This window comes from Aquirufa novilacunae (assembly GCF_045310505.1).
GTDB classification, from domain to species: Bacteria; Bacteroidota; Bacteroidia; order Cytophagales; family Spirosomataceae; genus Aquirufa; species Aquirufa novilacunae.
Genome location: NZ_JBEWZG010000003.1, coordinates 211,906 through 226,796, shown reverse-complemented (window position 1 = coordinate 226,796; position 14,891 = coordinate 211,906). Strand labels below are relative to the sequence as shown.

Annotated in this window: 9 protein-coding genes and 1 tRNA gene; 4 read left to right on the top strand and 6 right to left on the bottom strand. The window is 39.7% G+C overall.

Annotated elements, in window-relative coordinates; all coding sequences use genetic code 11:
* Window positions 1-50: 50 nt before the first annotated feature.
* Window positions 51-1,499 carry an amino acid permease gene (locus tag V7S74_RS09140; protein WP_406778452.1) on the top strand — a complete coding sequence of 483 codons (1,449 nt, stop codon included), beginning with the start codon at window positions 51-53 and terminating at the stop codon, window positions 1,497-1,499.
* A gap of 119 nt (window positions 1,500-1,618) precedes the next feature.
* Here the strand turns inward: V7S74_RS09140 and V7S74_RS09135 are convergent, their stop codons facing one another.
* Entirely contained in the window at window positions 1,619-2,341 is a 723-nt protein-coding gene (locus V7S74_RS09135; RefSeq protein ID WP_406778451.1) for a DUF3800 domain-containing protein, read from the bottom strand.
* A 146-nt stretch (window positions 2,342-2,487) separates the two neighbouring features.
* Between V7S74_RS09135 and V7S74_RS09130 the strand changes: the two genes are divergently transcribed.
* A complete protein-coding gene (locus tag V7S74_RS09130) occupies window positions 2,488-4,080 on the top strand; it encodes a peptide chain release factor 3 (RefSeq protein ID WP_406778450.1) in 1,593 nt (530 codons plus the stop codon).
* A gap of 40 nt (window positions 4,081-4,120) precedes the next feature.
* Here V7S74_RS09130 and V7S74_RS09125 read toward each other — a convergent pair whose 3' ends face one another.
* Window positions 4,121-5,464 carry a hypothetical protein gene (locus tag V7S74_RS09125; protein ID WP_406778449.1) on the bottom strand — a complete coding sequence of 448 codons (1,344 nt, stop codon included), beginning with the start codon at window positions 5,462-5,464 and terminating at the stop codon, window positions 4,121-4,123.
* Between the two features lie 232 nt (window positions 5,465-5,696).
* Here V7S74_RS09125 and V7S74_RS09120 point away from each other — a divergent pair, with 232 nt between their 5' ends.
* Window positions 5,697-9,242, top strand: a complete 3,546-nt coding sequence (locus V7S74_RS09120) for a T9SS type A sorting domain-containing protein (RefSeq protein WP_406778448.1) — start codon at window positions 5,697-5,699, stop codon at window positions 9,240-9,242.
* A 133-nt stretch (window positions 9,243-9,375) separates the two neighbouring features.
* Here the strand turns inward: V7S74_RS09120 and V7S74_RS09115 are convergent, their stop codons facing one another.
* The 3 genes from V7S74_RS09115 to V7S74_RS09105 are packed head-to-tail and all read right to left on the bottom strand — an operon-like array spanning window position 9,376 to window position 12,423.
* Window positions 9,376-11,112 (bottom strand): phospho-sugar mutase, encoded by a 1,737-nt coding sequence (locus V7S74_RS09115; RefSeq protein WP_406778447.1) that lies wholly within the window; start codon window positions 11,110-11,112, stop codon window positions 9,376-9,378.
* A gap of 1 nt (window position 11,113) precedes the next feature.
* A complete protein-coding gene (dapF, locus tag V7S74_RS09110; protein ID WP_406778446.1) occupies window positions 11,114-11,887 on the bottom strand; it encodes a diaminopimelate epimerase in 774 nt (257 codons plus the stop codon).
* Between the two features lie 8 nt (window positions 11,888-11,895).
* The gene (locus V7S74_RS09105; protein WP_406778445.1) at window positions 11,896-12,423 is read right to left on the bottom strand and encodes a DinB family protein; all 528 of its coding nucleotides are present in this window, start codon (window positions 12,421-12,423) and stop codon (window positions 11,896-11,898) included.
* A gap of 75 nt (window positions 12,424-12,498) precedes the next feature.
* Here V7S74_RS09105 and V7S74_RS09100 point away from each other — a divergent pair.
* Window positions 12,499-12,575, top strand: a tRNA-Asp gene (locus V7S74_RS09100).
* Between the two features lie 45 nt (window positions 12,576-12,620).
* Here the strand turns inward: V7S74_RS09100 and V7S74_RS09095 are convergent.
* The gene (locus tag V7S74_RS09095; RefSeq protein WP_406778444.1) at window positions 12,621-14,792 is read right to left on the bottom strand and encodes a B12-binding domain-containing radical SAM protein; all 2,172 of its coding nucleotides are present in this window, start codon (window positions 14,790-14,792) and stop codon (window positions 12,621-12,623) included.
* Window positions 14,793-14,891: the final 99 nt, after the last annotated feature.

Below are 14,891 nucleotides of genomic sequence, written 5' to 3'. Positions count from 1 at the left end.
ATCGTTTGATTGGCCGGTTTTTTTATATTTCATCCAATTAAATTAAGACTATGAACAACAGTATTTGGAGAAAGAAACCGATGCATATGTTTGAGCAAGACATGCAAAAAAGCGAGCTCAAGCGTGTATTAGGTAAATGGAGTTTAACTGCGATCGGTATCGGTGCGATTATCGGTGGTGGAGTTTTCGTATTAACAGGTACAGCAGCGCATTACCACGCGGGACCAGCTTTGGCTATTTCGTTCGTGATTGCGGGTATTGGCTGTATTTTTGCGGCACTTTGTTATGCAGAATTTGCAGCGATGTTACCAGTAGAAGGTAGTGCCTATGCCTATGCTTACGGTACAGTAGGAGAGTTATTTGCGTGGATTATCGGTTGGGGATTAATCCTCGAATATGCGATGGGTGCGATGACAGTCGCCGTGAGTTGGTCGGGTTATTTTAATAAGCTCCTCCATCTCTTTGGGATACATTTACCAGCGAATTTAACGAATGATCCAGTTTCCTTCGGTGGTGCTGCGGTGAACTTACCAGCTTTAGTGATCGTGTGGTTTGTGACTTGGATTCTAGTCAAAGGGATTAAAGAAGCGGCTAGTGCGAACAACTTAATCGTAGTATTGAAAGTAGCCGTGATCTTATTCGTGATCATCATGGGTGCGTTCTACATCGATGTAGCGAACTGGACTCCCTTCATTCCAGAAGAGACTTTAGTGAAGCACGAAAGTGGTGAAATGCTTCCAGCATACGGTTGGGGTGGTATCATCTCAGGAGCATCTGCGATCTTCTTCGCATATATCGGTTTTGATGCCGTTTCTACGCAAGCTGGAGAGGCAATCAATCCGAAGAAAGATATGCCTTTCGCAATCATCGCGTCTCTATTGATCTGTACGGTATTATATATCGCGGTTTCTTTAGTGTTAACAGGTATGATTAATTACAAAGACATTACTGGTGATGCGTTAAAAGCACCAGTAGCCTTTGCTTTTGATGTAGCAGGTCAGCCTTGGGCGGTATTTGTGATCACAGCAGCTGCGACAGCCGGTTTATTATCTGTGATGTTAGTCATGATGTTAGGTCAAACACGTGTGTTCTTAGGTATGGCGAAAGATGGTTTATTGCCAAAGTTCTTCGCTGAAGTTCATCCTACGTTCAAAACACCTTACAAGTCAACGATTTTAGTAGGTGCCGTGGTTTCATTAGTAGCCGGTTTTACACCGATTTCTTTATTAGGTGATATGACTAGCTTCGGTACGTTGTTCGCCTTTACGATGGTATGTTTAGCGGTATGGATTCTTCGTTTCAGAGATCCTAACCGTGATCGTCCATTCAAAGTGTCTGGTTTGAACATTATTGCTCCACTAGGTATTATTGTGAACACGTTCTTAATCTTGAACTTAGGCCGCACAGCGCAAATATTTGCGTTAGCTTGGTTATTATTCGGATTAGTGGTTTACTTCTTATATGGTAGACCAAGATCATTGCTGAATACGAGAGAGTAAAAATATAAGTGATAGATAATTAATTTCTTTTAATTAGTCATACATTTGTATTGGATTGGGTGTAGCCCGGTCGGCAGAAGAGTCAACGGTATCCCGTTGGCTCTTCTGTTTTTTTGCCTTTAGCGAATCAAGATTTTGTTTAATGGAGGATGAATTTTGTCTTTTATTATTTCAAAGGCCAAGTTTTTCTTTTCATGATTAATTAGGTGCTGGGCAATTGGATGAGCAATTAAATCCGCCAATTGTAGTCCATTGCAATTTTCCTTTTTACTCTTAAATGTGACTACTATTTCAAATTTTTCAATGACAAATTTTGAGATTTTGGAAGTGCCATTTAATAGAATTTCATCTAAATGGGATCTCAGTTGTCTATCTTCTCTTTTTCCTCTCTTTTCAATTATAATATCAAGTTTGTAGGATTCTCGAATTGTTTTATTCACGATTTGAATAGACTTTTCTATTATTGCTGATAGGCAGAGTTCATAAATGTCATCTGATTTGCAGCCATTTTGATGAATGTATTTATTCTTGTTTACACCAGAGGGGATGATGAAAAATTTAGAATCCTTCATCATAGTATTTACTCTACTATGAAAGTTTGATTTGAGCCGTTTATCTAAAAGGATTTTGAATTCATTTGAACATTTTCTGATATCTCTTGAATGAAATATGATGGCATCAGTTTCCCAAAATTTTCTTTTAATCTTATCTAATGCTTGATTTAGGAAATCATTTTCATTGGTTGAAATTAGAATTCCGCATAGTAGAAATAGAGGATTTTGACTGTCAATAAATGATAATCCGTGGTCACCACTTTCATCTAAAAATAAATAATGTTTCATCTTTCAATTTAGATGTATTTACTCTTAGCTTGTATAAACTACTATGTTTTACCACTTAATTGGCATTACCTGTAATAACATAGACCAAACTTTTTATCCAATAGATTTTGGCGTAATTTTGCACCTTGATTTTTAATGAAGAACGAATGAGTCAGATTATAACTGAAATTGCGAAACGTAGAACCTTTGGGATTATTTCTCACCCCGATGCTGGTAAAACCACATTGACGGAGAAATTGCTACTCTTTGGGGGTGCGATCCAAACAGCCGGCGCGGTGAAGTCGAATAAAATTAAGAAAGGCGCGACGTCTGACTTTATGGAGATTGAACGTCAACGTGGTATCTCGGTCGCGACTTCCGTTATGACCTTCGAATATAATAAATTAAAAATCAACATTCTGGATACGCCGGGTCACAAGGACTTCGCAGAAGATACGTATCGTACGTTAACAGCGGTGGATTCCGTGATTCTAGTGATTGACTGCGTGAAGGGTGTGGAAGAGCAGACGGAGCGTTTAATGGAGGTTTGCCGCATGCGCAAGACTCCCGTGATCATCTTTATCAACAAGATGGACCGCGAAGGTCAAAACCCTTTCGACCTTTTGGACGAATTAGAGCAAAAATTAGGCATCTCCGTGCGTCCTTTGACTTGGCCGATTAATATGGGCCAAAACTTCAAAGGCGTCTACAACCTCATGGAAAAATCGCTGAATTTATTCTCAGCGAATAAAACCAAAATCGAAAAAGAAGTAGTTGCAGTCGACATCGACTCAGCTGACTTGGACGCTCGCGTGGGAGACCGTGACGCAAACCAATTACGTGAAGACGTAGAATTAATCGACGGCGTTTACGAACCCTTCGATCGCAACGACTATTTATCTGGGGATATCGCTCCCGTATTTTTTGGCTCCGCCGTAAACAACTTCGGGGTACAAGAATTACTCGATACCTTCACCCAAATCGCCCCGTCCACCCAAGCACGTGGCACGGATATCCGTACCGTGGAACCTGAAGAGAAGAAATTCACTGGATTTATCTTCAAAATCCACGCGAACTTAGACCCAAAACACCGCGACAGAATCGCCTTCTTGCGCATCTGTTCTGGTGTCTTTAGACGTAATACCTTCTACCAGCACATCCGCTTAAAGAAGAACGTCCGCTTTGCAAACCCCTATAACTTCATGGCTCAAGACAAAGAGGTCATCGAAGAAGGCTTCCCAGGCGACGTAGTAGGTCTTTACGATACAGGTAACTTCAAAATCGGGGATACCCTCACCGAAGGTGAAGTATTAAACTACCAAGGTATTCCATCCTTCTCCCCTGAAATCTTCAAGGAGTTAATCAACCTCGATCCAATGAAAGCAAAACAGCTCGAAAAAGGCATCGACCAATTAACCGACGAAGGAGTAGCCCAATTATTCACCCAACCACAACTAGGCAATCGCAAGATTGTAGGAACGGTAGGGGATCTACAATACGAAGTAATCCAATACCGTCTAGAACATGAATATGGCGCGAAGTGTCGCTTCGACGGAATGTCTGTCACCAAAGCCTGCTGGATCACTTCTGAGGATCCCAAGAAATTGCAAGAATTCGTCCGTTTAAAGGGCCAAAACATCGCCCAAGACAAAGACGGCAACTACGTATTCTTAGCCGAATCAGACTGGATTCTCCGCATGAATCAGACGAACAATCCGGAGATTGAATTCCACTTTACGAGTGAGTTTAAGTTAGCATAGAAAAAGGGCCTCACTTGTGAGGCCCTTTTTCTATGCTAATCTAATTTTTATGAAGCTTAACAGCTTTTTCAATAATACCTTCGATACCTGGTTTCAGATGGTAATTAAAAATCCTTTTATCTTCCTCCGAAGGCGTTCGTTCAATCGCATTATTTATATTAAAGTGATTTTCTATTTTTTGATTAATTTGATTCAAAATGAGATAGCGAATTCGTCGTTGGTTTTCCTGCGATTTAGTGGAGCAATCAAGTAATTCATTTAAATCAATAGTGCTTATTATTTGACCTTTTGATTGTAATAAATGTGCTAATAGCTTGTGTTCTAAATCATCTAATTTGATAGATTTTTTACGCTTCTTTCTTATTAGAATTAGAATAAAGACACCTAGAAAAAGAAAGGCTAATATCAATAAATAAGTGTTGGTGGAAGTTGATTCTGAATAAAATTTACCTACAAATTTAGATTTTTTTAATAGGCTGTTAACGGGGATTAAACGTAAATTTCCATTGTTTTGTGCACTATAATAAATGACGGTATCTTGTGAAACATAATGATATCCTGCATCCTCAAAGTAGGTTGTATTATCAGAATAGACATGTATGGTGTTTTCCTCTGGATTTAAGAAATATACTTTATCTCGTTCCAGTTGTACAAAATGCGTACCATTCCAAAAAATTATTTTTTGAGCATTCATGGAATGCGGGAAGTTTATCTCTCCTAGTTTGATCCACATTTTTAATTTAAAATCAAATTTAAATAGGGTAGGAGTCTGATTAATTTCTTCGTTTTCTAGAAAATTTTTCTTTGTTGATCCGCCAGAGAAAAATACATCAGCTTGCTTTGAATATCCTTGATATCCATCAGAGATTACTTCAGGGCCTTCGTTTTTTGGTCGCAATATTTCCCATTCTTTGCTATTTTGCTCGTCAAAATAGGTAATTCGTTTATTATAGGACCAAAATCCTTCCCCTCCGATAGAATACAATATGTTATCTCGATAGAAGCGATGTGAATTGAAGTTATGACCACTATGAATGGTTTTATCAATTCGAGTTAATTTTTTCTGTTTTTCGTTGAAATCATAGATCAGACCTGTTCCCTGAACAACAAAACGAATGATTTGATTAGGTCTAGGTAACGGATCTGCATTATTGAACTTCCTTACTAACTCAGCAAGTTCATCTGGTTGAATCATGACTTGTCCTAACTTGACCCACTCATTTGTCCTTATTTCTGCTTCAAAACTTAAATCATCCAGATTGATTCTTTTTCTGAGCTTGGATTGATAATCGGAAATCCAATGCAAGTTTTTCGAATCAGCTATTCCTTTTGCTGAAATAAGAAGTAAGGTTATAACGCAAACAAATGAAAACAGTTTGTTCATTGGGCTTTTTAGTATAAGCGTAAAAATACTTAATTAAACCATTTAAGAAGCTTTAAAAGCGTTATTCACGTTATTATAACGCAATAAATCTAAATGTTTGTTGCCGTTTATGGTAGCCTAGTTAACTTAAAAATTATTATTAGATTTTAAATTTCGCTAAAAGCTTGAACGTTTATTTTAGTTGAAATCATTTTTAAGTCGATCACTTATTAAATCTCTTTATTATATGTTGATGCCAAAAATTGCAAAATTGAGATCAAATCAATTATTGTTGATATTATTTGTTTTAAATTTTACTGGAATCTCGCAAGATATTCGAGTGAAATCGGTCAATAAAAATGTTTTGACATTTGATTCTAGTTCGGATGCATTGATGACTGAATTAGGAATTAAAGATCGTTTTCACGTGTCACGTTATCAAGAATACGCGGATTTCACTGGCGATGGTAAGAAGGACTTTTTTATCAATTATGCGGGTAATCCAGAGAAAGCTGCTTTGAGTGCTGTCTTCGTTCAGAAGATGATCAATGGTAAATTACAGTGGGTGGAGGATGTAAATTACCGAGTAAAACAAAATTCCGATTTTGGTTTTGTAACGGGTTTATCTGCTGATTTCAATGGAGATGGTAAGCGTGATATTTATCAGTTCACCCAAAATTACCATGGTAAGGATGGCAATCAACCTCCTAATTACATTGGAGGAAAAAATAATTACCCAGATAATTACCTCATCAATACGGGGACTGGATTTACTTATTTGAAAGGGGACGATTATTTTCAGGGGGATTACCTTAATCAGAAAGAGCCTATTATTTTAGATGTAGATCGTGATGGAATCCCGAATGTGATTTTTGGCAATGACGGACAATTTGGAAATGATGTAAATCCAAGAAAACCAGGGGTGTACGATTTATTCTATTCGTATGAATTAGATGCCAATAATCAATGGAAAAGGGAATTTCTGTATCCAAATGCCAATCCTATTAATTTTTGTTGCGATCGATTGACTGCATTTCCTTTTAATGGGCAAGTATTAAATGGGAATGATTATTATTTTCTGTTGCATTATAAACAAGTTTGGGATAAGACAAGTAATACCATTATCCCTTTTACATCTTGGAACTTGCCTGATAATCAGTACGTTGTTAATCAATATCAAATTCGTAAAAATGATTTGACTCGTAAATTCGATACCAATGGTGCGCAGGATTTTGGCAATTTACAACGCGAGTATCCCTATTCCATTGTCAATGACTGGGGAACTCATTTTGTTGATTTGGATCAGGATGGAACAGTGGAGTTAGTTACGTTGGAGTGGGGGAACAATAAATCAGGTGATAATCGTCCAAACAAAATTGGCGTATATAATCTTAAAGGGGAAGAGATTTCATCTCAATGGTTTGAAAATCGATTGAATTATGATAATACAAATTCGCATGCGAATGGAATTCATTTAGTAGATGTTAATAACGATGGCTTAATTGATATCGTCCCTCAAAATGGATGGTATGAGAAAAAAAATGACCAATGGGGTTATTTTATTTTCATCAATAATGGAAAAAAAATGGTCAAGCGCTCCGTAGTTTTTTCTACCAATGATCATTCGAGTGAGTTTTTTGACCAAGGTGGTAACTGGAAAGGATTTAAAATTCCAATCGATTTTAATGAAGATGGAATATACGAAATCATGCAAATTCGCATGGATAAGAATATCGATATCGTTGAATTAAACCTGTCAGATGTCGATAAAGATGGAATTTTAGATGATCTTGATAATTGCCCAAAATCCTATAATCCAGATCAAGCAGATAACGATAAAGATGGCATTGGAGATGTGTGTGACGAGCCTAATTCATATATGGTCTCACCAATTAAATTTAAGTCGACAGCTACTCATGATTTTTACGCGATAAAAAATCCATTTGGATTCGAAAATGCAAATGGTCGCATGGTGAATGGATTAGAAGAGTTTCATCCTCCTTTTGATCGAGGTACTATACCCTTTGATTTAGATCAAGATGGGCAAATGGATATCATTCACCCTAGCACTTACATCGCATATGGAAGTTCTGCTGTAGCAATGGCTCATATGGGTGTTCCAATTTACTTTAAAAACAAAGGAAGATTAAATTTTGAAGTTTATCGAAATCCTAATTACCTGGACTATTCAATTTTACATGCTCCGCAAAATTACGAAGTGTTGGATTTAAATAAAGACGGAAAGCCAGAGTTGTTTATTGGAGGAGAACATTATCACGGAGAAATGGAAGGTAAAGACAATCAAAAAATATTACATGAATGGTTAGATAGAAATAGTAATCACCGTATGGGTATCGATTACGATGCGAATGAGTTTAAATTAAACCGTTATTACTCTATTCAAGCAAATAAATATCTGATAGACGAAGTAACAAAAATTGATTTAACTGAATTGCGAGCGTCTAGTCCAGAAAATATTTTTGAATCAATTCATTCAATAGGTTCCGGTGATTTGGATAAAGATGGCGATGTTGATTTGATAAATATGGCCCAATCGTCCAATGGTTATACCTTTTCTATTATGTTGAATGATGGAAATGGCAAATTTACCTTGAAAAAATACCCCACCGATTATTTGCTGTCTGAGGGTCGTTTGATCGTTGAAGATATAAATCAAGATGGTTGGTTGGATATTGTGGGTGTTGGGAAAAAACTTGATACTAAGCCTAATTACTTATTTCAATTTAATAATATGGGTAAAGGGATATTTGACTTTAAAAACCCTAAGACAATTGAATTGGTTTATGCTGCAGATAATCCTATAAATCCAGGGAATCAAAGTTTGCGTAATTACATAAAAATTGATTTGGACAAAGATGGTCAAATGGAATACATCTGTTATGTAACTAATCAATATTCTGGATTAGGCAGTTTGGATATGCAACCAACAAAATTAGCCCTCTTGGAGCCTCATAATCAGGTACTGGTTTACACGCATAAAAATAATGTATTAATAAACACAACATCAACTTTCATACCAGATCAGAATAATTTTGGTAAATGGTTTACGAATGAAAGTGGTATGTATTTTATTGATTTGGATTTAGATGGCAATCTGGATTTGGTACCTTATGTGAATACGTTAGAGCCTAAATACCTTTGGAATAGTAGTTCTGATTTTCAGTATTTTGCGTTCAATCCATCGACCAAAAAATTTGATTATAAATCAAAGCCAAGCTATGCATCTTTATTTACTTCAGATGATAAAAATTATGGTTCTTTAGCAAGAAATTTAGGTCGATATACTTATGATTATGTGGATTTAGATGGCGATGGAAATCTGGAAGTTATCCAGCCATCGGTCAAGATTGACCTTGATCCGAATGTAAAGGGGAATGAAAATTATATGTTGATCATTAAAGATAAATCCTTAGATAAGCGTCCGGATGATGATGGTGATGGCGTTAAGAATGTAAATGATAAGTGCCCGAATTCCAGCCCTGGAGCTAAAGTAGATTCAAAAGGTTGTGAATTAATATTATCAAATGCATTAACTGATGATAATGTTGTGATTTCGCCAAATCCTTTCGATCATTCCATTAAAATTAAATTTCCTGAGGATTTCGGCCCATTAGTTACAGCTAAAATATATGATCTGAATGGTGTAATTGTTTGGGTAAAGGAATCTGTTCGAGATTCAGAAATAGTAGATTTATCTGGTCTAGCAGCCGGTAATTATTTTTTAAACTTTACTTCAAAATTGAATGGTAAAATGGGCATGATGAAGATAAGCAAATAGATTAGAGCAAAAAGCATAAAGTAGGAATCTCCTACGGAGATGACCGTATGAAATATTTCTGAATGTATAAAAAATGGGGCTGAAGCCCCTTTTTTTATACCACCTTTATTCTTTGTGCTCTATTCTTTATTCTTTAAACAAGACCTAAATCCTCCTGAATAACCCCCACCTTCTTCTGCAATTCCGCATAGACCGTAAAAAAGTCAGCTGCGGAAGCTAAAGGTGCGTTCACAGAAACGTAGAACTTGATTTTAGGTTCGGTGCCGGATGGGCGGGCGGATACTTTAGATCCGTCGGCTAAGATTAATTGAATCACATTCGACGCTTCAATACCTAAACCTAATTGGATAGGTGTTGTTTCGCCTGTTAATAAGTCAGTCGAAACTAATCCTTCGTAGTCTAACACGCGAACGGGTTTTGAACCTGCCACCGTAGCAGGGACGTTCGAGCGCAAGTTGATCATCATTTGTTTGATCTCTTCGGCGCCTGCTTTTCCTTTTTTCGTCAGGGAAATAAGTCCCTCGTAGTAGAAATTATTTTCTACGTACATCTCCGCTAAGAAGTCGAATAATGATTTGCCTTGGTCTTTCGCGTAAGCGGTTAATTCAGCGATCATGGCACAAGAGGCCACCGCGTCTTTGTCACGCACGGCATCGCCGATTAAATAGCCGTAGGACTCTTCGCCACCGCCTAGGAACTTTTCTTTTCCTTCTAATTCGCGGATAACTTGGGCGATGTATTTGAAACCGGTAAGTGTGTTATAGCAAGGCACGCCTTTGGAGGTGCACATTTTGTCGATTAAGTCGGTCGTCACGATGGTCTTCGCGGCGAATTCGTTTCCTTTTAAATCCGATACTTTTAATAGGTAGTAGAGGATGAGGCTGGCCATTTGGTTCCCGTTTAAAAGGGCCCATTCGCCGTCTGGGCTTTTTACTGCGGCACCCACGCGGTCTGCGTCAGGGTCTGTGGCGATGACTAAGTCGGCGTCGATGGCTTTGGCCTTATTTAATGCCAAAGTCAAGGCTTCCTTCTCCTCCGGATTCGGGTAAATCACCGTTGGGAAATTACCATTCGGTTCCGCTTGCTCTTCCACCACCGTTAAGGCCTCGAAACCTAGCAATTGCAAGGCTTGAGGAACTAAAGTAATTCCGGTTCCGTGGATAGGAGAGAAGACGATTTTGAGGTCTTTTTGTCGCTTAATCACCTCTGGCTGGCGGCAGTTGACTAAAATCGTTTGTAGGTAGGCCTCGTCGATGGAACCATCTAATAGGTGCAATAAAGCGTCGTTTCCTTCAAATTTGATATCAGCGATGCTCGTAATCGCGTTTACTTCCTTCACGATGTTTTTATCGTGAGGTGCTACGACCTGTGATCCATCAGACCAATACGCCTTGTATCCGTTGTATTCCTTCGGGTTGTGAGATGCGGTGATCACTAATCCTGCTTGGCAGCCTAGATGGCGAACCGTGAAGGATAATTGTGGCGTAGGGCGTAAGGCTGGGAATAAAAAGACTTCGATGCCGTTCGCAGTGAAAATGTCTGCAGCGATGCGGGTGAACTCAGGCGAGTTGTTGCGTGAATCGTGCGCGATGGCTACTTTGATTTTTTGGCCTGGTAATGACGCATTCAAATAGTTCGCAAAGCCCTGTGTGGCAGCGCCTACCGTATATTTGTTCATGCGATTCGAGCCTACACCCATCTCACCGCGCATACCGCCTGTACCGAATTCCAGCGATTTATAGAATGAATCAGTCAAAGTAGTTTGATCTCCTTTTGCGATTAATTCCTGTATCGTCGCCTTCGTCGCAGCGTCGTAGGGGCCAGAAAGCCATTGATCAATATTTTGTTGTGTGGTTGAATCTAAGGTCATATTACACGGAAATTGTGCCGGTAAACACGTGTTTTGCCGGGCCTATTAAGAAAATATTTGTAAATCCAGAGATGGCATCGCCGTCGAAATTCACGGCTAATTCACCTCCTAGGGTTTTGATTTTAACGGGAGTTTGTACGTTTTGAAAGGTTTTAGCCACTAAAGCTGCTGCCGTCACACCCGTACCGCAAGAATAGGTTTCGTCCTCTACGCCGCGCTCATAGGTGCGTACGAAGAGAGTTTGGTCATCTAATTTTTCTACAAAATTAGCGTTCGTTCCATGGATGGGCTGGTATGCTTCGGAATAGCGAATCGCTGAACCGGTGTTTTTGACATCATAAAACTGCACCTGCTTCGTAAAACGCACGAAATGCGGGGAACCAGTATTCGTAAAATAATCGTCATGGTGTTGCTCGATACCTTTCACATCCATCATCTGCAGAGAGATGGTTTCGGGATTAATATAGGCCAAATGCGGTCCATCTACCGCAATAAAATGGGCTTTCTCGGTCACAATGCCTAAATCCGCTGCAAAGCGAACTAAACAACGGCCGCCATTTCCACACATCGTCCCCTCCGTTCCATCTGAATTATAATATACCATGCGGAAATCATAGCCCTCTGCTTCTTGTAAAAGCATAAAACCATCAGCCCCTATCCCAAAACGGCGGTGGCAAAGCAACGCAATCGCCTCCTGATTTAGGTTAAAGGTCTTTGCGCGATCATCGACCACGACAAAATCATTTCCAGTTCCTTGGTATTTGTAAAAATGCATAAGGCAATTTAAGAATTTTGGCACAAATATCGCTCCTTAATTATCCTAAGGTGGTGTTTTTCGTGACCCGCGATCATCCAGGCTAGAGCTCTCGCACTAATCGACTTCCCATTTGCTTGACCCATTTGGTTCCATTGCTTAGTTGAAAGTGAATGTAAAAGCAGGGTTGTCGCCTCTCTTGTCACCTTGTATTGTGCGATGATATCCTCTGTGGCATGCATTTCATATTCAGAGGCTGCTTGGTATTCATTTTCATCAAACCCCGGAAGAGCTGTTTTTTCGCCTCTGGATAGGGCCAAAACTCGGTAAGAAAATATCCTTTCCGAATCGACTATATGCCCTAACAAGCCTTTCAAGCTCCACTTTCCTGCTGCATAGGCTTTATCGGCAAATCCGTTTTCTGCTTTTTCAAAGATTTCAATCAGTTCGTCGTACTGATTTTTCAGCACATCAAATAAATTTTCATCTTCTCCAAAACTCAGATATTCAGCGAAATACGGCGCATTCGGGTATTCGTAGCTAGCAGGTATGTGCATATTTTCTTATTTTTTTACCCAAAGGTATTGTTTCAAAGCATAATTTCCCTAATTTTGTGCCACTAATTACAAGACGGTCCGGTAGTTCAGTTGGTTAGAATACATGCCTGTCACGCATGGGGTCGCGGGTTCGAGTCCCGTCCGGACCGCCAACTAAGAGAAAAGCTTCAAAGAAATTTGAGGCTTTTTTGTTTTTATCATATTACTAACAATCCCATCTCCCGTAATTCTTCTACGATTTCTCCTTCCCAGAAATTGTCGAAATCACCTAGGCCAGCATCTGAATAGGCAGCTTGAAATTCAGCAAAGGTTCCTGTTTTTTCAGTTCCCAAGGAAAGTGCAGGTAATGCATTTGTAAGCCATATTCCAAGTTTTTCTGGTACCTCTAATTCCACTTCCTCTCTGCCTAAACTGAATAATAAGGCTTTTTTTACCTTGCTAGGCGTAGGTCCTAGCCAAACGATTTTAGCAGTAGGTTTAGGAAATGTATCCTCTTTTTGAGATAGAATGCGGGCAATGTAATTCTTCGGGATCTGCGTGCGAGGAATTTTGAAATCAAACCATTCCTGCAACGGCATGTCTAAACCGATGCCATGCATGTAATTGAATAAGGATTTCTTCAATCCTTCACTGAATTTGGCATGATCCGTTCCAGTAGGATCTGCATGTTCTAAATCGTTATTTGCAAAACGTCCCGGTTCTGGATTTAAAATCTGTATTTGGTAGGCATCAGGATAGAGACCTACTGGACTATGAGCCGTTAGCGCAAATTGATGCCAAAAACCTGAATGCATGACTCCATTTTCTACCAACTGTCTCACCACTTCTAGTGAATCCACCGTCTCTTGCGCGGTTTGGGTTGGGAATCCATACATTAGGTAGGCATGAACTAAAATGCCTGCCTGAGTAAAATGGTCAGCCACTTGGGCAACCTGGGCTACCGTAACGCCTTTGTCAATTAAATCTAATAATCGATCAGAGGCCACCTCTAATCCTCCCGAAACGGCGATACAGCCGGAGCGAACGAGAAGCTGACATAGGTCTTTGGTAAAACTCTTCTCAAAACGAATATTCGTCCACCAAACCACCGTCAAACCCCTGCGAATAATCTCAATGGCCACGTCTCGCATCAAGGCGGGTGGAGCAGCTTCATCCACAAAATGAAAACCATTATTCCCGGTTTGGGCAATCATCGCTTCGATGCGATCGACCAGCATCGGTGCGGTAGTCGCTTCGTAGTCTTTAATATAAGATAAGGAGATGTCACAAAAGGTACATTTACCCCAATAACAGCCATGCGCCAGGGTCAATTTATTCCATCTTCCATCGCTCCACAAACGGTGCATCGGATTTGCGATCTCGATGACGGATAGGTATTTATCTAAAGGCAAATCCGAATAATCTGGAATGCCCACATCTTTTTGTTTGACGTCTGAATCTTTGGACCCATTTAGGTAAGTGACTTCACCTGCTACCAGGCAAAACGTGCGTTTCAAATCCTTCAATTCACGCGAACCTTTCAAATGTTCCAACAGATTCATTAATGGTGTCTCTCCATCATCTAGCGTGATAAAATCCACAAATTCAAAAACGCGCGGCTCTTGTAAGGAGCGCAATTCGGTATTGGCATATCCTCCTCCAAAGGCGACTTTGATGGCCGGGTGGTGTTTTTTAATCCACTGCCCACAACGTAAAGCACTGTATAAATTGCCTGGGAATGGGGCAGTGATAGCGACTAAATCGGGTTTTTCGGCAGCGATTTTTTGGGCTAAAACGTCTACCAACAATTTATCAATATAGGTTAATGGTGTGTTCAAGGCTTCATGTAATTCCTGAAAACTGGAAGCAGATCTGCCCAGCCTCTCCGCATAGCGACTAAAGCCAAAATGCGGATCCACCGCATCAATAATCAGATCAGAAATGTCTTCTAAATAAAGGGTGGCTAAATGCCTCGCTTTGTCCCGCACCCCCATACTCCCGAAGGCCCATTCCAGATCACTTATTTGCTGAAAGCGAGAAGCTTCTGGCAAATAGTTTTGCTCTGCAATCACATGCGCCAGGGTGGGGTTTTTGTCGTGTAAAAAGGAAATTACGGGGTCAATCGTGCGAATGTAGGACTGTTTTAGTCGCAGCATGCGCTGCCCATTTTCATTCAGTTTATTGCCTGAATTTTCAATCTGGGTGAAAAGTTGTTGAAGTCCTTTGGCGGAAAAAAGCTGCAATATGACTTCGAGCCCTAGATCCGCCTGAAAAGAGGAGATGTTGCGGGTATTCAAAAATCCCTTCAAATATGCCGTCGCAGGGTAGGGCGTATTTAATTGGGTAAAAGGTGGGGTAATAAAAAATACCTTGTGGTCTTTTGAACTCATGTTCCCCAAAAGTACTTAAAAAAACAGGCCATCTATTGATAGCCTGCTTTCTTTTTTTCTCTCTTTTCTTCTTTTTTCTCCTTCGGAGTTTTAGCGGGT

Excerpts from the sequence above, each read along its gene's own strand:
- V7S74_RS09140 (WP_406778452.1), top strand. The coding sequence starts at position 51 with ATGAACAACAGTATTTGGAGAAAGAAACCGATGCATATGTTTGAGCAA.
- V7S74_RS09135 (WP_406778451.1), bottom strand. The coding sequence starts at position 2,341 with ATGAAACATTATTTATTTTTAGATGAAAGTGGTGACCACGGATTATCA.
- V7S74_RS09130 (WP_406778450.1), top strand. The coding sequence starts at position 2,488 with ATGAGTCAGATTATAACTGAAATTGCGAAACGTAGAACCTTTGGGATT.
- V7S74_RS09125 (WP_406778449.1), bottom strand. The coding sequence starts at position 5,464 with ATGAACAAACTGTTTTCATTTGTTTGCGTTATAACCTTACTTCTTATT.
- V7S74_RS09120 (WP_406778448.1), top strand. The coding sequence starts at position 5,697 with ATGCCAAAAATTGCAAAATTGAGATCAAATCAATTATTGTTGATATTA.
- V7S74_RS09115 (WP_406778447.1), bottom strand. The coding sequence starts at position 11,112 with ATGACCTTAGATTCAACCACACAACAAAATATTGATCAATGGCTTTCT.
- dapF (WP_406778446.1), bottom strand. The coding sequence starts at position 11,887 with ATGCATTTTTACAAATACCAAGGAACTGGAAATGATTTTGTCGTGGTC.
- V7S74_RS09105 (WP_406778445.1), bottom strand. The coding sequence starts at position 12,423 with ATGCACATACCTGCTAGCTACGAATACCCGAATGCGCCGTATTTCGCT.
- V7S74_RS09095 (WP_406778444.1), bottom strand. The coding sequence starts at position 14,792 with ATGAGTTCAAAAGACCACAAGGTATTTTTTATTACCCCACCTTTTACC.